15 protein-coding genes are annotated in these 19392 nt (G+C 74.1%); 9 read left to right on the forward strand and 6 right to left on the reverse strand.

Features of this window, described 5'->3' with window-relative positions; translation table 11 throughout:
- Positions 1-157: 157 nt before the first annotated feature.
- A complete protein-coding gene (locus OG989_RS11945; RefSeq protein ID WP_151457237.1) occupies positions 158-1585 on the reverse strand; it encodes a UDP-glucose dehydrogenase family protein in 1428 nt (475 codons plus the stop codon).
- Positions 1586-1835: 250 nt separating this feature from the next.
- On the opposite strand from OG989_RS11945, the gene OG989_RS11950 reads away from it, so the two are divergent.
- Positions 1836-2999, forward strand: a complete 1164-nt coding sequence (locus tag OG989_RS11950) for an acyl-CoA dehydrogenase family protein (RefSeq protein WP_132233510.1) — start codon at positions 1836-1838, stop codon at positions 2997-2999.
- A gap of 76 nt (positions 3000-3075) precedes the next feature.
- Here OG989_RS11950 and OG989_RS11955 read toward each other — a convergent pair whose 3' ends face one another.
- Positions 3076-3738 carry a hypothetical protein gene (locus OG989_RS11955; protein WP_327030523.1) on the reverse strand — a complete coding sequence of 221 codons (663 nt, stop codon included), beginning with the start codon at positions 3736-3738 and terminating at the stop codon, positions 3076-3078.
- Positions 3739-3761: 23 nt separating this feature from the next.
- Between OG989_RS11955 and OG989_RS11960 the strand changes: the two genes are divergently transcribed.
- Entirely contained in the window at positions 3762-4280 is a 519-nt protein-coding gene (locus tag OG989_RS11960; RefSeq protein WP_132233514.1) for an acyl-CoA thioesterase, read from the forward strand.
- Between the two features lie 209 nt (positions 4281-4489).
- Entirely contained in the window at positions 4490-6508 is a 2019-nt protein-coding gene (locus tag OG989_RS11965; RefSeq protein ID WP_327030524.1) for an acetoacetate--CoA ligase, read from the forward strand.
- 233 nt (positions 6509-6741) lie between these two features.
- Here the strand turns inward: OG989_RS11965 and OG989_RS11970 are convergent, their stop codons facing one another.
- Positions 6742-7431 carry a TIGR03089 family protein gene (locus OG989_RS11970; RefSeq protein WP_327030525.1) on the reverse strand — a complete coding sequence of 230 codons (690 nt, stop codon included), beginning with the start codon at positions 7429-7431 and terminating at the stop codon, positions 6742-6744.
- Between the two features lie 150 nt (positions 7432-7581).
- Between OG989_RS11970 and OG989_RS11975 the strand changes: the two genes are divergently transcribed.
- Both OG989_RS11975 and OG989_RS11980 read left to right on the forward strand, forming a co-directional pair.
- Positions 7582-8727 (forward strand): glycosyltransferase family 4 protein, encoded by a 1146-nt coding sequence (locus tag OG989_RS11975; RefSeq protein WP_151456826.1) that lies wholly within the window; start codon positions 7582-7584, stop codon positions 8725-8727.
- Positions 8728-8788: 61 nt separating this feature from the next.
- A complete protein-coding gene (locus OG989_RS11980) occupies positions 8789-9880 on the forward strand; it encodes a mannose-1-phosphate guanylyltransferase (protein WP_151456825.1) in 1092 nt (363 codons plus the stop codon).
- On the opposite strand, the gene OG989_RS11985 is transcribed toward OG989_RS11980, so the two are convergent.
- Entirely contained in the window at positions 9849-10508 is a 660-nt protein-coding gene (locus OG989_RS11985) for an NUDIX hydrolase (RefSeq protein ID WP_151456824.1), read from the reverse strand. The two genes, OG989_RS11980 and OG989_RS11985, sit on opposite strands and share 32 nt — an antisense overlap.
- Before the next feature lie 39 nt (positions 10509-10547).
- Between OG989_RS11985 and OG989_RS11990 the strand changes: the two genes are divergently transcribed.
- Both OG989_RS11990 and OG989_RS11995 read left to right on the forward strand, forming a co-directional pair.
- Positions 10548-11582, forward strand: coding sequence for a hypothetical protein (locus OG989_RS11990; protein ID WP_327030526.1), 1035 nt, complete (start codon positions 10548-10550; stop codon positions 11580-11582).
- A gap of 281 nt (positions 11583-11863) precedes the next feature.
- Entirely contained in the window at positions 11864-12868 is a 1005-nt protein-coding gene (locus tag OG989_RS11995; RefSeq protein WP_327030527.1) for an ArsR/SmtB family transcription factor, read from the forward strand.
- 75 nt (positions 12869-12943) lie between these two features.
- Here OG989_RS11995 and OG989_RS12000 read toward each other — a convergent pair whose 3' ends face one another.
- The gene (locus tag OG989_RS12000; protein WP_327030528.1) at positions 12944-14032 is read right to left on the reverse strand and encodes a coenzyme F420-0:L-glutamate ligase; all 1089 of its coding nucleotides are present in this window, start codon (positions 14030-14032) and stop codon (positions 12944-12946) included.
- The gene (gene cofD / locus OG989_RS12005) at positions 14029-14976 is read right to left on the reverse strand and encodes a 2-phospho-L-lactate transferase (protein WP_151456820.1); all 948 of its coding nucleotides are present in this window, start codon (positions 14974-14976) and stop codon (positions 14029-14031) included. The genes OG989_RS12000 and cofD overlap by 4 nt, the downstream gene beginning before the upstream one ends.
- Before the next feature lie 98 nt (positions 14977-15074).
- Between cofD and OG989_RS12010 the strand changes: the two genes are divergently transcribed.
- Complete coding sequence (locus OG989_RS12010) at positions 15075-16043, forward strand: hypothetical protein (RefSeq protein ID WP_327030529.1); 969 nt, start codon at positions 15075-15077, stop codon at positions 16041-16043.
- Between the two features lie 506 nt (positions 16044-16549).
- Entirely contained in the window at positions 16550-19057 is a 2508-nt protein-coding gene (locus OG989_RS12015; RefSeq protein ID WP_327030530.1) for a bifunctional FO biosynthesis protein CofGH, read from the forward strand.
- The last annotated feature ends 335 nt before the right edge of the window (positions 19058-19392 follow it).

Here is a 19392-nt window from a genome sequence, read left to right on the forward strand (position 1 = left end):
CCCTCCACCCGCACTGTGGACTCCCACCTTGGCAGCATGCCCAATGTGGGCGCGGATTTCGACAGTTGTCGGCGGGTCCGGGGCAAAGATCGTCCACGCGTACGGCGAACGGCCGGTCGCGGAGCGTGCTCCGCGACCGGCCGTCGGTCGTCGATCGTCAGGGGCGGCCCATGCCGCGGTACTCCCAGCCGGCCTGCGTCCACAGTGCCGAATCCAGGCAGTTGCGGCCGTCGACCACCTTGCGTCCGGCGGCCAGCTCGCCGAGGGCCACCGGGTCGGCGTTGCGGAAGTCGGCCCACTCGGTGAGTACGCAGACCAGGTCAGCCCCGGTCACGGCCTCGTTGATGCCGGGCTCGTAGACCAGCTCGGGCGCCACGGCGCGCGCCCGCTCCATGCCCTGCGGGTCGTAGACGTGTACGTCGGCGCCCGCCTTGCGCAGCAGCGAGGCGACGGAGAGCGCCGGCGCGTCGCGTACGTCGTCGGTGTTGGGCTTGAAGGTCGCGCCGAGCACGGCCACGCGCGTGCCGGAGAGATCCGGTCCGGCGGGCCCGGAGCGGCGGCCGAGCAGCTCGGCGGCGAGCTGGACCACCCGGGTCCGGCGGCGCAGGTTGATCAGGTCGACCTCGTGCAGGAAGCGCAGCGCCTCCCCGGCGCCCAGCTCCTGGGCGCGGGCCTGGAACGCGCGGATGTCCTTGGGCAGGCAGGCGCCGCCGAAGCCGAGCCCGGCCTGGAGGAACCGGTTGCCGATGCGCGGGTCGAAGCCGATGGCCCGGGCGAGGTGGGTGACGTCGCCGCCCGAGGCCTCGCAGACCTCGGCCATCGCGTTGATGAAGGAGATCTTGGTGGCGAGGAAGGCGTTCGCGGCGACCTTGACCAGCTCGGCGGTGGCGAAGTCGGTGACCACCAGGGGCACCTCGCGGTCCTCGGTGGCGGCCAGGTCGAAGACGCCCTTGTGGGCGGCGTAGAGCATGCCGTTGGCCCACTCGCTCTTGACGCCGACGACGATCCGGTTGGGCCGCAGCACGTCGTCGACGGCGAAGCCCTCCTGGAGGAACTCGGGGCTCCACGCCACCTCGACGCCCAGGTCGGCGGGGCTGTGCTTGCTGACCAGCTGCTCCACCCACTCGGCGGTGCCGACCGGCACTGTCGACTTGCCGACGATCAGCGCCTTGCGGGTCAGGTGCTGGGCCAGGCTGGTGACCGACGCCTCGACGTACGACAGGTCGGCGCCCATCCCGTCGGCGCGCTGCGGCGTGCCGACGCAGATGAAGTGCACGTCACCGAAGTCGGCCACCTCGGAGATGTCCGTGCTGAACCGCAGCCGCCCGGCCGCCAGGTTGCGCTTGAGCAGCTCGTCGAGCCCGGGCTCGTGGATCGGCACCTCGCCGGCGTTGAGCATGGCGATCTTGTCGGCGTCGACGTCGAAGCCGAGGACCTCGTAGCCGAGTTCCGCGTAGCAGATGGCGTAGGTCGCGCCGAGATAGCCGGTGCCCAGGAAGGTCACCCGCGGTCGCTGCGCGCCGGAGGGGGGCGTCACCGCGGCGATGGCGGGCATCGGCTGGGTGTTGGGGTACGGGATCGTCACGCCTGTCTTCTCCGCTCGCGCTGGCGTCGCGTCGTCGCGTCGCGTTCTGCTGCGGCGCCTGGGCGGGCACCGGAGGGACTCTAACGTCTGCCTGTTCCATCGTCGCCGGGCGGCGTCGGCGCTCCGCCACGTCCAAGGCTACGCGGCGGTAACATGACCCCGAACCGGGTCGCTATCCTTCAGTCTGCGCCGTCGGCGGTCAGGAGACGCTACAGACTGCGCATGATAGCGGTGAAGGGGAGGGGCCGACATGGCCGCAGAGCAGTCGTTCGACGTCTACCGGTTGCCCGAGGAGCACGAGGCGATCCGGGAGGCGGTCCGTGAGGTCTGTGCGGCCAAGGTGGCGCCGCACGCCGCCGAGGCGGACGAGACCGGCGAGTTCCCGAAGGCGTCGTACGACGCGCTGCGGGCCGCCGACTTCCACGCACCGCACGTCCCCGTCGAGTACGGCGGTGCGGGCGCGGACGCCCTGGCCACGGCCATCGTGATCGAGGAGGTGGCGCGGGCCTGCGCCTCGTCCTCGCTGATCCCGGCGGTCAACAAGCTCGGCACCATGCCGCTGCTGCTGGCCGGTTCCGAGGAGCTCAAGCGGCGCTACCTGACCCCGGTGGCGGCGGGCGAGGCGATGTTCTCGTACTGCCTCTCCGAGCCGGAGGCCGGCAGCGACGCGGCGTCGATGACCACCCGCGCGGTGCGTGACGGCGATCACTGGGTGCTCAACGGCGTGAAGCGCTGGATCACCAACGCCGGGGTGTCGGAGTTCTACACCGTCTTCGCGGTGACGGACCCGTCCGCCCGGTCCCGGGGCATCTCCGCCTTCGTGGTCGAGAAGTCCGATGCCGGGGTCAGCTTCGGCGCCCCGGAGAAGAAGCTCGGCGTCAAGGGCTCGCCGACCCGCGAGGTCTACCTGGACAACGTCCGGATCCCCGCGGACCGCATGATCGGCGCCGAGGGCACCGGCTTCGGCACCGCCATGAAGACCCTGGACCACACCCGGGTCACCATCGCCGCGCAGGCCATCGGCATCGCCCAGGGCGCGCTCGACTACGCCAAGGGGTACGTCCAGGAGCGCAAGCAGTTCGGCAAGGCGGTCGCCGAGTTCCAGGGCGTGCAGTTCATGCTCGCCGACATGGGCATGAAGCTGGAGGCGGCCCGGCAGTTGACGTACGCAGCGGCCGGCAAGTCCGAGCGGGGCGACGCCGACCTGACCTACTTCGGCGCGGCGGCCAAGTGCTTCGCCTCGGACGCGGCCATGGAGATCACCACCGACGCCGTGCAGCTGCTCGGCGGCTACGGCTACACCCGGGACTACCCGGTCGAGCGGATGATGCGGGACGCCAAGATCACGCAGATCTACGAGGGCACCAACCAGGTGCAGCGCATCGTGATGGCCCGCCAGCTCCTGAAGGGCTGAGCCGGTCGGCGGGCGGGCCGGTCGTCCGGCCCGCCCGCATCCTCACCCGGCTCCCGGCGCGCGTGCGGCCGGGGCGTCACCGGATCTCGGTCGTCGTGTCCTCTTCCGGCCGGTTGCCGGTGCGCGGCGGCGCCGACCACGGCGACCCCCCGCCGGTGCGGCGCGGCAGCGGCTCCGTCGGCGTCGGGTCCGGGTAGCCGAGGCTCGGCGGGGCGGTGTCCCGGTCCGTCGGCTCGGCCGGCGGCCAGTCGGTCAGCGTGAAGTCGTTGCGCTCCGGCCCCTCGGCGGGCGCCGGCGTCGGCTCGACCGCCGGTCGGGGCCAGCGCCGCCAGCGCTGCCCGCTGAAGGTGGCCACGACCAGCAGCAGGCCGATCAGGAAGAGCGTGCCGTTCTCCACGGGCAGGTGCAGCGGCAGGGGGTCGCCGAAGACCTTCCAGCCGTCCGGGATGCGGTCCCGCACCTCGAAGGGCGCGACGAACATCGCGACGTACGGGGTGGCGAGCAGCAGCCCGGCCACGAGCGGGCCGAGCGGTGACGTGCGCAGCGTGCCGAGCAGGCCGAGCAGGACCCCGCCGACGGCGAGGTAGACGGCGGGCTCGATGAGATTGGCCGAGTTCGACGTGCCGATCTCGACCCAACGGTCGACGGTGCCCGCCGACCCGTCCTGCCCGAGGGTGACCAGCACCCACGTGACGGGCGCCACCACCAACCCCGCGAGGAAGCTCCAGAGATGTCGCATCCGCGCACCGTACCGTTTTCGACATGACCGAGCACCCCTCCACCGCGCCGGCCGGCAAGCCGACCTCCTACTCCCGGGTCACCCTGAGCCGGATCATGACCGCGGTCGACGTCAACCTGTACGGCACCGTGCACGGCGGGGTGCTGATGAAGTTCATCGACGACGTGGCGGGGGCCGCCGCGGCCCGGCACAGCGGCGGCACGGCGGTCACCGCGGCCATCGACGAGATCGTCTTCACCGAGGCCGTCCGGGTCGGTGACCTGCTGCACGCGCACGCCCAGGTGAACTGGACGGGGCAGACCTCGATGGAGGTCGGCGTCCGGGTGGTGGCCGAGCGGTGGGACTCGGCCGAGGACGAGCCGGTGCGGGTGGCCACGGCGTACCTCGTCTTCGTGGGCGTCGACCTCGGCGGCGCGCCGCGGGCGGTCCGGCCGGTGCTGCCGGAGGGCCCGGAGGACGAGCGCCGGTTCCGGGAGGCGGAGATCCGCCGCGCCCACCGGCTGGCCCGCCGTCGCGCCATCCAGGCCCACCGCGCCGGCTGACCGGGTGCAAGGAAGGGCCCCTTCCTCTCTACTGAGAGCGTCAGGAAGGCGCCCTTCCTGACGCGGCACACACAGCAGGGCGGTAGGGCATGTGGGTTCGGCACGTGCGCCGACGGAGGTCGGGTGCGGAGAATGGCGCTCTGAGGTAGGGCAAGATGGCGCCACGGCCCATTTCACAGTGTCGTGCGGGGCCAGGGGAGGGTGGAGCAGTGGGTGACGTGCTGTGGACGCCGCCGGCGGACGTACGCGAGCGGTCCCGGATCGGAAGCTACCTGCGCTGGCTGCGTGAGCACCGGGGGCTGGACTTCGCCGACTACGACGAGCTGTGGCGCTGGTCGGTCACGGACCTGGACGCGTTCTGGCGGTCGGTCTGGGACCACTTCGAGGTGGTCGCGCACACCCCGCCGACCGCCACGCTGAGCGGCCGGGAGATGCCCGGGACCAGATGGTTCCCCGGCGCCACCCTCAACTACGCCGAGAACGTGCTGCGGATGCCGGGCCTGGCCGACGACGACCCGGTCGTCATCGCGCACGGCCAGACCCGGGCGCCGGTCACCCTCACCGCCGCCGAACTGCGCGAGCAGGTCCGCCGGGTGGCCGCCGGGCTGCGCCGGCTCGGCGTCACCGCCGGCGACCGGGTCGCCGCCTACGCGCCCAACATCCCCGAGACGTACGTGCTGCTGCTCGCCACCAGCAGCCTGGGCGCGATCTTCTCCTCCTGCGCGCCGGAGTTCGGCACCCGCAGCGTCACCGACCGGTGGCAGCAGATCGAGCCGAAGATCCTCGTCGCGGTGGACGGCTACCGCTACGGCGACAAGCCGGTCGACCGGCGCGGCGAGGTGGCCGCGATCCGGGCCGCCCTGCCGTCGGTGAAGCACACCGTCGGCATCGCCTACCTCGACCCGGCCGGGGATCCGGCCACCGCGCCGTCCGGCGACGCTCCGGACCGGCCGGCGGGCGCGTTCGAGGGAGCGCTGGCCTGGTCGGAGCTGGCCGCCGACACCGACGAGCCGCTGACCTTCACGCCGGTCCCCTTCGACCACCCGCTCTACGTGCTCTACTCCTCCGGCACCACGGGGCTGCCGAAGCCGATCGTGCACGGCCACGGCGGCATCCTGCTGGAGCACCTGAAGATGCTCGCCCTGCACCACGACCTGGGCCCGGCGGACCGGTTCTTCTGGTTCACCACCACCGGCTGGATGATGTGGAACTTCCTGGTCTCCGGGCCGGCGGTGGGCGCGGCGATCGTGCTCTTCGACGGCAACCCGGGCCACCCCGACCTGGGCGCCCTGTGGCGGCTGGCCGGGGAGACCGGCACCACGTACCTCGGCACGTCCGCGCCGTTCCTACTGGCCTGCCGCAAGGCCGGGCTGGTGCCGAAGGAGACCGCCGACCTCTCCGCGCTGCGCGGGGTCGGCTCGACCGGCGCGCCGCTGCCCGCCGAGGGCTTCACCTGGGTGTACGAGACGGTCGGCGACGACCTCCAACTCCAGTCGCTCTCGGGCGGCACGGACGTCTGCACGGGCTTCGTCGGCGGCGTGCCGCTGCTGGCGGTGCACGCCGGTGAGATCACCTGCCGGGCGCTCGGCGCCAAGGTGGAGGCCCGTTCGGCCGACGGCACGCCGGTCGTCGGTGAGCTGGGCGAGCTGGTGATCACCGAGCCCATGCCGAGCATGCCGGTCGGCTTCTGGAACGACGCGGACGGCACCCGCTACCGGGAGGCGTACTTCGACCTGTACCCGGGCGTCTGGCGGCACGGCGACTGGATCACCATCAACGACCGGGGCGGCTGTGTGATCACGGGCCGTTCCGACGCCACCCTCAACCGGGGCGGCGTGCGGCTCGGCACCGCCGAGTTCTATTCCGTGGTCGAGGGGCTCGACGAGGTCGTCGACTCGGTGGTCGTGCACCTGGAGGACGACGAGGGCGGCGCCGGTGAGCTGCTGCTGTTCGTGGTGCTCGCCGAGGGCCTGGAGCTGGACGACGCGATGCGGAAGAAGATCTGCCGCGAGCTGCGTACGGCGCTGTCGCCCCGGCACGTCCCGGACGAGATCCACCAGGTACGGGCCGTGCCGCGCACCCTGTCGGCGAAGAAGCTGGAGGTGCCGGTGAAGAAGATCCTCACGGGCACCCCGGTGGACTCGGCGGCGGCCAGGGGCGCCCTGGCCAACCCGGAGTCCCTCACGGCCTTCGCCACCCTCGCCCAGACCCGCACCCCCCGCCCCTGACCCGCACTCCATCCCGCTCCCGCCCCGGCCGCGCGTTCGCCGCCCCGGCCGCGCGTCGCTGCCCCGGCCGCGCATCACTGCGCCGGCGGGCGTCGATCATGCAGTTGTGGTGCCCCGCGAAAGAGGCGTAACGACGTCTTCCGTCCACCACAACTCCATGATCGACGCCGAGGTGGGACGGGGCGGCCGAGGTGGGGTGGGGCGGGCTGGGTGTGGGTGGGAGGGGTGGGGCGTCAGGGGAGAGGGCGGGTCACCCGTTCCGTGGTGGTGCGGGTGGGGAGGGTGGACGGGTCGAGGTTGGCGCAGAGGACCGTGGTGGCGGTGGCGGTCAGCGGGGCGAGCAGCCAGTCGACCGGATCGGGATACCTCCCCGTGTCGATCAGGACCCGGTCGCCGGACGCGATGCCCAGTTCCGTGGCGCGGGCGGTCGCGCGGCCCAGCAGCGCCGCCTCGCCCGGGCCGCCGGGGGCGTACGGGCTGAAGTGGTCGCCGTGGGCGCGTACCTCCGACACGTAGTCGGCGAAGCCGGGCGGCACCTGGCGCATCGGCAGGGCGAACGGGTCGAGGGCGAGGACGTACCGCTCGCCCGCCGACCAGGCGTCCGCCTCGGCCACCCGGGTCGCGGCGGTGAAGAGCACGTCCACGTCGCCCGGCGTGTCGGCGACGGTCAGCCCCGCCGACCAGCAGCCGAGCAGCACCGCGGCGGTCTGCCAGTGCGGGGGCAGCAACACCCCGGCGACGTCGCCGGGGCCCACGGCCACCTCGTCGACGAGCAGGTTGGCCGTCTTGGCCACCCAGTTCGCCAGCGTGGCCCCGGAGAGCTCGGTCCGTTCGCCTGTGGCGTCGTCGTACCAGGTCAGCAGCGGTCGGGTCGGGTCGGTCGCGATCGCGTCGGCGAAGACCCGGGCAATGTTGTCGGCCATCGGCGCGAACGATACGCGCCCGGCGGCCGTACTCGATGACAGCGAGAAGTCGGCGTACCGTCGGGTCGCAGTCAGCGTCCGCGCCGGGCTCCGGCGTAGGCTTGCCGGAGTGTTGTTCCCCACAGTTCCGTCAGTTCAAGGAGTCGCCCCGTGACCGCCGGCCGCCCGCCCCGCGTGCTCATCGACGCCACGAGTGTCCCCGTCGACCGTGGTGGTGTCGGTCGATACGTCGACGGCCTGCTCGGGGCCCTCGGCAAGGTGTGCGGATCGGGGGTGGACTTGGCCGTCGTCTGCCTGCGTACCGACCTGGAGCGCTACACCCGGATGCTGCCCGGTGCGGAGATCGTCCCGGCCCCGGCGGCCGTCGCGCACCGCCCCGCCCGGCTCGCCTGGGAGCAGACCGGCCTGCCGCTGCTCGCCCAGCAGGTGGGCGCGCAGGTGCTGCACTCGCCCTTCTACACCTGCCCGCTGCGCGCCGGCTGCCCCGTCACGGTGACCGTGCACGACGCGACGTTCTTCACCGAGCCGGAGCACTACGACAAGTCGCGGCGCACCTTCTTCCGCAGCGCGATCAAGACCTCGCTGCGCCGCGCCAACCGGGTGATCGTGCCGAGCAAGGCCACCCGGGACGAGCTGATCCGGCTGCTCGACGCGGACCCCACCCGGATCGACGTGGCCTACCACGGCGTCGACCACGCTGCCTTCCACGCGCCCGGCGACGAGGAGAAGGCCCGGGTCCGGGCCCGGCTGGGGCTCGGCGGCACCAACTACGTGGCCTTCCTCGGGGCCAAGGAGCCGCGCAAGAACGTGCCGAACCTGATCCGCGGCTGGGCCCGCGCGGTGGCCGACCGGGCGGATCCGCCGGCCCTGGTGATCGCCGGGGGCCAGGGGCACGACGACGACATCGACCGTGCGGTGGCGGAGGTCCCGTCGCACCTGCGGCTGCTCCGTCCCGGCTATCTCCGCTACGCGGACCTGCCCGGCTTCCTCGGCGGGGCGCTGGTGGCCGCCTACCCGTCCTACGGGGAGGGTTTCGGCCTGCCGATCCTGGAGGCGATGGCGTGCGCCGCCCCGGTGCTCACCACGCCCCGGCTGTCGCTGCCGGAGGTGGGCGGCGACGCGGTCGCGTACACCAGCGAGGCGCCCGACCAGATCGCCACGGACCTGGCCGCGTTGCTCGACGACGAGCAGCGGCGGTTGTCCCTGGCCAAGGCCGGGTTCGACCGGGCCAAGGAGTTCACCTGGGAGTCCAGCGCCGAGGTGCACATCGCCGCCTGGAGCCGGGCCCGGGCCTGACCGCCGTGGCCGGCGGCGCGAGAATGCGTCCCCGGTCAGGCGAATCGGGCATGATGTGCGGGTGATCTACGCCGTGATCCCGGCGGGTGGCAGTGGCACGAGATTGTGGCCACTGTCCCGCGCCGGCCATCCCAAGTTCCTCCACCCGCTGACCGGCTCCGCCGCCTCGCTGCTCCAGGCGACGGTGGATCGGCTGGGTCCGCTGACCACCGCCGAACGCACCCTGGTGGTCACCGGGACCGCGCACGTGACGGCGGTGGCGCGCCAGCTCGCCGGGCTGCCGGAGGAGAACATCCTGGTCGAGCCCTCGCCCCGGGACTCGTGCGCGGCGATCGCCCTGGCCGCCGCGGTCATCGCGCGGCGCGACCCGGAGGCGGTGATGGGCTCCTTCGCCGCCGACCACCTGATCGGTGACCCGGAGCGCTGGCGGGAGGTCGTCCGGGAGGCGGTACGCGGCGCCGAGCAGGGCCTGCTGATGACGGTCGGCATCACCCCGACCCGGGCCGAGACCGGCTACGGCTACCTCCAGACCGGCGACCCGGTCGACGGTGGCCCGCTGCGGCCGGTGGCCGAGTTCAAGGAGAAGCCGAGCGCCGAGGTCGCCGAGGCGTACCTGCGCTCTGGGCGGCACCTCTGGAACGCCAGCATGTTCGTGTGGCGGGTCGACGTGTTCCTCGCCGAGCTGGCTCGCCAGCAGCCCGCCCTGCACGCCGGGATCGTCGCGATCGCCGAGGCGTGGGGCACCGAGGAGCAGGACGACGTGCTCGGCACGGTCTGGCCGACGCTGCCGAAGATCTCCGTCGACTACGCGGTGATGGAGGGCGCGGCGACCGCCGGCCGGGTGGCGACCGTGCCGGGCGACTTCGGCTGGAACGACGTCGGTGACTTCCACACCCTGGGCGAGGTACTGCCCGCCGACGCGGACGGCAACGTGGTGCTCGGCGCCGACGCCAAGCCGGGGGTGCTGCTGCGGGACAGCGCCGGACTGGTGGTGGTGCCCCACTCCGGGCGGCTGGTGGCCGCCGTCGGCGTGCGCGACCTGGTCATCGTCGACACCCCGGACGCGCTGCTGGTCTGCCCCCGCGACCGGGCGCAGGACGTGAAGAAGGTCGTCGACGAGCTCAAGGAACGGGGCGAAGAGGGGCTCGTCTGAGCGTCGCCAGGGCCGGGGCGACCAGGTGCGCCGTCCCGCCGGCCAGCGGCTCCGGCAGCCGGTCCGGCGGGAACCAGCCCAGCGCCTCGGACTCCTCGCTGACCCGCTCCACGGCCCCGGGCGGGGCGAGCACGGCGAAGCGCACGTCGTAATGCAGCGAGCCGCCCTGGCAGCTCACCGGGTGGATGTCGACGTCGATCGGGACGGGGTCGATCAGCAGGCCGGCGATGCCGGACTCCTCGCCGGCCTCGCGCAGGGCGGCGGCGGCGAGGGTCCGGTCGGCCGGCTCGCAGTGGCCGCCGAGTTGCACCCACCGCCGGAACTTGCCGTGCAGGCAGAGCAGCACCCGCGACCCGGTGGCGTCGAGCACCAGCGCGCTCGCCGTGACGTGCCCGGGCCGGTGCGCCCGGCTCATCGCCACCGGCCCGGCGGCCAGCAGCGCGACCGTCCGGTCGCGGGCCTCGGCGGCGGCCGGGCCGGTCGGCTCCCACCGGCTCAGCGTCGCGACGGCGTCGGCGTGCAGCGCCGCGTACACCTCGGCGTGCCGCGCCTCGTCCGTCTCGGCGGGCGCGGCCGCGTGCGGCTCCGCGTCCGTCGGTCGGGAGGCGGCGGTGGGGAAGTCGGCCATGTCGACACTGTACGAGCCGACGCTTCGTACCCTGGCCCGGTGACCCTGCGACTGTTGGAGTTCGTCGTGGCCGGCAACGAGGCCAGCGACCTGCTGCCGGTGCGCTCCGTGCCGCTGCTGCGGGCGCACGGTGCCCGGCGGGGCTTCTGGACCGTGCTCGACGAGGGGCCGGTGGAGCACTGCCTGGCCCTGCTGCTGGAGCTGGACGACGGCCGCTGGGTCGCCCACCACGTGGCCGCCGACGCCGGGGCCGAGAACGGCCGCACGGAGGACGGCGAGGCGCTCGCCCACCACGACGGCTGGGTGTACGTCTTCGGGTCCCACTTCGGTTCGAAAGCGGGACCGCTGCGCCCGCGACGCGCCTTCGTGGCCCGGTTCCGCGAGGACGACGCGGCGGCGGGCACCCTGCCGGTGCAGGTGGTGCGCAACCGGTTCCGGCTGCACCGGGCGGTCAACGACGCCCTGCTCGCGGCGGCGTTCACCCCGCTGCCGCCGGGCGAGCGGGTGCGGGCCCGGTTCATCGGGGAGACCGTCGCCCGGGGCACCGCCCGGTCGAAGGGCTGGGTCAGCCGGCTCGTCCCCGACGACCTGCCGCTGAACGTGGAGGCGGCGGCCTTCACGCCGGCCGGCGGGGTCCTGCTCGGACTGCGGTTCCCGGTCACCGCCGACGGCGAGCCGATCCTGGTCGAGCTGACCGGTGTGCCGGAGATGTTCGACCCGGCGCCGAGCTGGCCGCGGGCGGCGGGGGCGTACGTCCTGACGGGAGTGACGCCGCCCGGCGCGCTGGCCGGCTTCCGGGCGATCACGCCCACGGAGGATGGCGGCTACGCGGCGATCGTCGGGTCGATCGACGCGCTGGGCAAGGGCTCGGTGCTGCTCGACGACCATCCGACCGGCGGCGAGGTCACCTCCCGGCACGTGCGGTTTCCCGCACTGGGCGACAAGCACCTGGTCCCCGGCGAGCTGGTGGCCGACCTGGCGCCGTTCCACCACGTGGAGGGGGTGGCCGAGTGGGACGGGCAGAGCTTCTACGTCACCGACGAGGACCATCGGGTGGCGCTCTGGGTCGCCTGAGCTGTGGTGGACCGGCGGCCGGACGACACCTCCGCGGAACACGGCCGCAGACCCTCGTGGTGCCGCCCGGTCGCCGGTCTCTCCCCGTCCCCCGGGTGCCCGTTTCCAGGCGCGTCGGGTGACGTGCCCGCCCCCGTGTACGGGCAGTGAGAGCATGCCGAACGGCCCCCGGAGGCGTCGAGGTCTTTCAGTCCACGCTTAAAGACGGAGATAAGTGCCGGCCAGGTACAGTGCAAACGGTTGCCAGGCATCCCCTCTGCCGGGCGACGCGGGAGCCGTCCATGCTGAAGATCTACTTTTCCGCCGAGGACATCCTCCGGACCCGGGTGGCTCCGGCGGCGGATCCGGTGTGGGAGCTGGTTCTCAGCCTGCACCTGCTGCCCGGCCGTGGCCGGGATCCGCTGCTGGCGGGCTGGCGGCGTAGCGTCACGCGAGGGCTGCGCGAGGTCAGTGACTCGGCGGGACTGCGCCTCCTGCTGACGCTCAACCCGCCCCGCGGCTACTTTCCCGACTTCCTCACCCCGTACGAGAGCGTTTCGGGGTTCGACGCCGGCATGGAGGCGGTCCGCAGCACCCCCACGGCCCTGCTGCAACGCGACCTGGCGCTGCTCGCCGCCAACAGTGCCCTGCCCGTCGGCGCCGGGGCGCTGGCCCGGGGGGAGCCGGACATCCTGCGCGGTCTGACCGGCGCGATGGAGCGCTACCGGGGCCTGGCGATCGACCCGTACTGGACCCGGATCCAGGCCGCGGTGGAGGCCGACCGGTCGCGGCGGGCCCGCGCCCTGCTCGACGGCGGGGTGGAGGGGCTGCTGGCCAGCATGCGGCCCGCCATGCGCTGGGAGGCCGGCATGCTGGAGATCCGCGACTACCCGCACAGCCGGGAGCTGCACCTGGGCGGGCGCGGCCTGCTGCTGGTGCCGTCGTTCTTCTGCGCGGCCACGCCGGTCGCCCTGCTCGATCCGGCGCTGCCCCCGGTCCTCGTCTATCCGGTGGACCGGCTCGGCGGCCTGCTGCCGGCCCCCGGCGAGGGCGGCGGCCCCGGTGCGTCGGATCCGGGTCGGGAGGCGCTGGCCGCGCTGCTCGGCCGGACCCGGGCCGCAGTGCTGGCGGCCAGCGACGACGGCTGCACCACCGGCGAGGTGGCCCGCCGGCTCAACATCTCGGCCGCCGCCGCGAGCCAGCACACCACCGTGCTGCGCAACGCCGGCCTCCTGGTCAGCCAGCGCGACCGCAACACCGTCCTGCACACTCTGACCCCGTTGGGGCGGGCGATGCTCAACTCCTGAGCGCGCCCGGGTGCCGTCAGCCGGGTCCCGGGCGAGGGACGGCTGGTGATTGTGCCCCTGCCCGCCCGGGCGCCGTCAGAGGGCGAGCGCGGCGCTGGCGGTGGTGCCCGGGGGCGGGGGGAGCAGCAGGGAGGCGACGCCCTCGGCCGCCAGGGCGGCGCGGAGGCGTTGCAGGTCGGCGCCGAAGCGGACCAGGTCGACCGGGCCGGCCGGGGTGGCCGGGGAGCCGAGCACCAGCGTCGTCGCGTCCGCCGGCCAGCCGGGCACCCGGGAGGTCAGCCCGGCGTGGGCCTCCTCGTCGGAGACCAGGCTGAAGACCGTGCCGGGGGCGACCACGCCCGCGACCGTGCCGATCGCCCGGCGTACGGCCTCCGGGTCGGGCGGGCTCGGGTTGGGGCCGTCCGCCAGGGTGGCGGCGGCGGCCAGCCCGGCGGCCCTCGCCTCGGCGGTGCCCAGCGAGAAGAGGTCCATCGACGCGTCCCGGACCAGCGCCGACGCGCCGACGCCGTCGTCGGGCTGGGGCGCGGTGAGGTAGCCGCGCACCACCGCGACGGGCATCTGGTCACACTTGCCCTTGATCAGCTCGCCCGCGCCGGCCAGCTCGTCCACCACCGCCATCTGGGTGAGCTGGAGCTCGTTGCCGTACGGGTCGACCTCGCCCCGGTGGTCGCGGATCGCGTCCATCCCGGCGACACCGAGCGCCACGTCGGTGAGCCCGTTGCGCCAGGGCCGGCCCATCGTGTCGCTGACGATCACCGCGACGTCCACGCCGTGGCGCTCGCGCAGGGCGGCGCGCAGCGCCCGGGCGGAGGCGTCCGGGTCCTCGGGGAGCAGCACCAGCCGGGTCTTGTCGACGTTCGAGGCGTCGATGCCGGCCGACGCCATCACGAAGCCGTGGTGGGTCTGCACGATCCGGGTCGCGCCCCGGGTGGCCACCACCCGCGCCGTCTCGGCGGCCAGCACCTCGTCCCGCGCGGCGAGCCGCTCGGGCCCGTCCGCCGGGACGTCGACGAGGCGCCCCTCCGCCTTCGAGACGATCTTGCTGGTCACGACCAGCACGTCGCCGTCGCGCAGCCAGGGCGCGGCGGTGGCGATCAGGCCCGCCAGGTCGTCGCCCTCGGACACGTGGCCGATGCCCGGCACCGGCAGGATCTCAAGCCTCACGTCAGCTCCAGCGCGGCGCGGACCATGGCCGCCGTCGCCGCCTCGTCGGTCATCCGCAGCGGTGCCGCGCGGACCGTCACCTCCGGCACCACCGCGCCGGCGTCCTCCTCGGCGACCAGCCAGCCGTCGAGCAGCCCGCCGGCCGACCGGCCGCCGTAGAGCCGGCCCACGCCGGCCGCGCTGCACTCCACCCCGAGCACCGCCAGGCAGCGGTCGGCCATGCCGCGCACCGGCGCGCCGCCGATGATCGGCGACACGCCGACCACCGGCGCGGGGCCGTCAGCGACCGCCTCGCGCAGCCCGGGCACGGCCAGGATCGGGGCGACGCTCACGACCGGGTTGCTCGGCGCGATCAGCACCACGTCGGCCCCGGCGACGGCCTCCAGCACGCCGGGCGCCGGCCGGGCGGCCTCCGCGCCGACGAAGACGAACCTGTGGGTGGGGACGTCGCCGCGGTGGCGTACCCACCACTCCTGGAAGTGGATCGCCCGCTGGCCGCCGTCGAGCTCCACCACCACGTGCGTCTCGAGCCGGTCGTCGGTCGCCGGCAGCATGCGTACGCCCGGCTGCCAGCGGGCGGCGAGCGCCTCGGTGACGGCGTGCAGCGGGTAGCCGGCGTTGATCATCGTGGTCCGCACCAGGTGGGTGGCGATGTCCTTGTCGCCGAGCCCGAACCAGCTCGGCTCGGCGCCGTACGCGGCCAGTTCCTGCTTGACCGTCCAGCTCTCGCCGACGCGCCCCCAGCCCCGCTCCGGATCCGCGCCGCCACCCAGCGTGTACATCACGCTGTCCAGGTCGGGGCAGACCTTGAGCCCGTGCAGGAGCAGATCGTCGCCGACGTTGACCACGGCGGTCACCTCGGCGCCGACCTCCCGGGCGTACGCACGTACGCCGACCAGGAAGCGAGCACCTCCGATGCCGCCCGTCAGAACCACGATGCGCATGCGCCCATCCTCGCGTACGGGCCGCCTCCGGTCCGCGTGTGGGCCGGGAGACTAGGCTCACGTCGGCAACTGTCCGCATTCGCCCCGAGGGGGATCCCGTGACCAGCCCCGCCGAGCCCGCGTCCACCGACGCGACGCAGGCCAGCCAACTGACCAAGCCGCTGCGTGAACTCGCCGCGTTCGTGCTCCTCGGCGCGAACGCCGTGTTCCTCTTCGTCGGCCTGATCCGGCTGGTGACGCCCACCGAGTACAGCACGATCGGGGGCCGGGCGGGCAGCGCCTTCTTCGCCTTCGTCGGCGTGGAGTCGGTGTTCCTGCCGCTGCTGGCCGTGCTGCTCGCCACGCACGTGAAGCCCCCGGTGCCGAAGGCGAAGCTGATCACCCAGGTCGCCCTGGGCGAGTACGCCTTCAGCGCGCTGTTCGGCGGGCTGACCTTCCTCTTCTGGACGGTCGACCGGCTGGCCGAGGGCGAGATCCTCGACGCCTTCCTGGGCCTGCTGAGCCGCGTGGCCTGGCTGGCGCTGTTCGCCGTCGCCGCGTACGTCGTGTTCAAGGTCTGGCGCACCCTCTACCACGTGCCGAAGCCGAAGCCGCAGCCCGGCGTGTACGGCCAGCCGCAGCCCGGCTGGCCCCAGCAGCAGGGCGGCTACCCCGTCCCGGGTCAGCAGGTCCCCGGCCAGCAGGTCCCGGGTCAGCAGGTTCCCGGTCAGCAGGTCCCGGGTCAGCAGGTTCCCGGTCAGCAGGGCGGCTGGCAGGCGCCGGGCCCCTACGGCGCCCCGTACGGTCAGCAGCCCGCGCCGTACGCCGGCGGCCCGCAGCCGGGCTCGCCGTTCGCCCCGCAGTCCGCGCCCCCGGCCGCTCCCGCCCCGCAGTCCGCGCCCCCGTTCGGCCAGCCGCAGAGTGCCCCGCCGTTCGGCCAGCCGCCCTCGGCCGACCCGACCCAGGCGATCCCGCGCCAGCCCGTCGAGCCGGCGGAGCCCACCCAGGCGATTCCGCGTCCCGCCGCCGACGAGACCGACCGGACCCAGCGCATCAACCCCGGCGAGAGCCCCGACGCCCCGCGCTGACCGCGACCCCGCCCCACCCGAGCGCCCCGCACGGCTCCCCGTGCGGGGCGCTCGCCGTCCTGCCCCCACTGCCCCCGTCCCACCTCAACCGCCCCCGTCCCACCTCAACTGCCCCCGCCGACCCCCACTGCCCCTGCCCACCCCCACTGCCCCTGCCTGACCTCCACTGCCCGGCCCACCCAACTGCCCCGCCCCACCCAACTGCCCCGCCCCAGGCCGTTGATCAAGAGGTTTTGGCCTGCAAAGGGTGCTCGCTGGGGCCAAAACCTCTTGATCAACGCCCCGGGGCCGCCCCGGAGCCGCGCCCGGCAGCCGCCCCGGAGCCGCGCCCGGCAGCCGTCCCGAAGGCGCGCCCGGCAGCCGTCCCGGAGGCCGCCCCGGAGGCGCGAGGGGGAGTGGGAGCCGGGGTCGGCGTGGGAGTGGCGTGGGGGGTGGGGTGCGCTGGGTCACCGTGTGGGCCGGGAGGGTGAGGTGGGATGGGGCGGATGAGCGCCTAGGCTGGGCGGATGGTTGATCGCACCGTGCCCGGCCCGACCGATGCGAGCGTGCGGCGGGCACTGCACCGGGCCGCGAGCGGGCGGGCGCTCGACGTCGACGAGGCCGCCGCGCTGCTGGCCGCCCGGGGCGGGGCGCTGGACGAACTGCTCGACGTGGCGGGCGCCGTGCGCGACGCCGGGCTGCGCGAGGCCGGGCGGCCGGGCGTGGTCACGTACTCGAAGAAGGTCTTCATTCCTCTCACCCGGCTGTGCCGGGACCGGTGCCACTACTGCACCTTCGCGACCGTGCCGCACCGGCTGCCGGCGGCCTTCCTCGACCGGGACGAGGTCCTCGCCATCGCGCGGGCGGGCGCGGCGCAGGGCTGCAAGGAGGCCCTGTTCACGCTCGGCGACCGGCCGGAGGAGCGCTGGCCGGCGGCCCGGCAGTGGCTGGACGAGCGCGGCTACGACTCCACCCTGGACTACCTGCGCGCCTGCGCGGTGGCGGTGCTGGAGGAGACCGGGCTGCTGCCGCACCTGAACCCGGGCGTGCTCTCCTGGTCGGAGTTGCAGCGGCTCAAGCCCGTCGCGCCCAGCATGGGGATGATGCTGGAGACCACGGCGACGCGGCTGTGGTCGGAGCCGGGCGGCCCGCACTTCGGCTCGCCGGACAAGGAGCCGGCGGTACGGCTGCGAGTGCTCGACGACGCGGGCCGGGTCGGCGTGCCGTTCACCACCGGCATCCTGATCGGCATCGGCGAGACGCCCGCCGAGCGGGTCGACGCGATCTTCGCGATCCGCCGGGCGCACCGCGAGTACGGCCACCTCCAGGAGGTGATCGTGCAGAACTTCCGCGCGAAGCCGGACACGGCGATGCGCGGGATGCCCGACGCCGAACTGCGCGATCTGGCCGCCACGGTGGCGGTGGCCCGGGTGCTGCTCGGGCCGAAGGCCCGGATCCAGGCCCCGCCGAACCTCATCGCGGGCGAGTACGACCTGCTGCTGCGCGCCGGCATCGACGACTGGGGCGGGGTCTCCCCGCTGACCCCGGACCACGTCAACCCGGAGCGTCCCTGGCCGCAGATCGACGAGCTGGCCCGGCACACGGAGAAGTCCGGCTTCACCCTGCGCGAGCGGCTGACGATCTACCCCGAGTACGTACGGGCCGGCGATCCGTGGCTGGATCCGCGCCTGTTGCCGCACGTCGGCGCGCTGGCCGATCCGGCGACCGGGCTGGCCGTCGAGGCGGCCCGACCGGTGGGCCGGCCCTGGCAGGAGCCCGACGAGACGTACGGCGGCCGGACCGACCTGCACGCGACCATCGACACCACCGGGCGCACCGGTGACCGGCGCGGCGACTTCGACCACGTCTACGGCGACTGGGCGGAGGTGGCCGGCAAGGTCACCGCCGGGGCCGGGGGCGGGACCGACGGCGACCTGCGGGCCGGGTTGCGGCTGGCGGCCGACGACCCGGCGGCGCTGCTGGAGCCCCGGCACGCCGACGCCGCGCTGGCGCTGTTCGCCGCCGACGGGCCGGCGCTCGACGAGCTGTGCCGGCTCGCCGACGACGTCCGCCGGGCGGCGGTCGGCGACGACGTGACGTACGTGGTCAACCGCAACATCAACTTCAGCAACGTCTGCTATGTCGGGTGCCGGTTCTGCGCCTTCGCCCAGCGGGAGCGGGACGCCGACGCGTACCGGCTGTCGGTGGACCAGGTCGCCGACCGGGCCGAGGAGGCGTGGGCGGCCGGTGCCAGCGAGGTATGCCTCCAGGGCGGGATCGACCCGAAGCTGCCGGTGACCGTCTACGCCGACCTGGTCCGGGCGATCAAGGCGCGGGTGCCGGGGATGCACGTGCACGCGTTCTCGCCGATGGAGATCGTCACCGCCGCCGCCAAGGCCGGCGTGCCGGTGCGGGAGTGGCTGACCGGGCTGCGCGAGGCCGGCCTGGACACCATCCCGGGCACCGCCGCCGAGATTCTCGACGACGACGTGCGCTGGGTGCTCACCAAGGGCAAACTGCCGGCCGCCGCCTGGGTCGACGTGGTCGGCACGGCCCACGAGCTGGGCATCCGGTCCAGCTCCACCATGATGTACGGCCACGTGGACCACCCCGGGCAGTGGCTCGCGCACTTCCGGGTGCTGGCCGGGTTGCAGGACCGTACGGGCGGCTTCACCGAGTTCGTGGCGCTGCCGTTCGTGCACACGAACGCGCCGATCTACCTGGCCGGCATCGCCCGCCCGGGGCCGACGTGGCGGGAGAACCGGGTCGTGCACGCGATGGCCCGGCTGCTGCTGCACGGCCGGATCGACAACATCCAGTGCTCCTGGGTGAAGCTCGGCGACGAGGGTACGGCGGCGATGCTGCGGGGCGGCTGCAACGACCTGGGCGGCACGCTGATGGAGGAGACGATCTCCCGGATGGCCGGCTCCGGCAACGGCTCGGCCCGTACCGAGGAGCAGTTGATCGCCATCGCGACGGCCGCCGGACGACCGGCCCGCAGGCGCACGACAGCGTACGGCAGCCCTCGTCCATAGCGGACATCGCGCGGCACGCCGCCGGCCTGACTCATCCGCCTCACCCGTACCGCCTGGTGGGACGAGCGGCCATCGGTGGGCGGGATTTCTGTCGCAAGTGGAGGGACGGCCGGATCCGTCCGGCACAGCAGCGTGTTGGTGGCCCGCCGCGATTCGGGGTACGCGGGCGCACCGCCGCGCCGCGTCCACATCGTGGGCGCAGCGCCGTCGGCGTTGCCGGCTCGGCGGGCGGTCGGCGGCAACTCGGGTTAACCTGTGCCCCACCAAGATCAACGAATCGCGGTGGGTGACTTCCGAGCGTCCTCATCGGCCTTCCCTGTGCGGTCGGCGGGGAA

The sequence above is a fragment of the Micromonospora sp. NBC_01740 genome (assembly GCF_035920365.1).
GTDB lineage: Bacteria > Actinomycetota > Actinomycetes > Mycobacteriales > Micromonosporaceae > Micromonospora > Micromonospora reichwaldensis.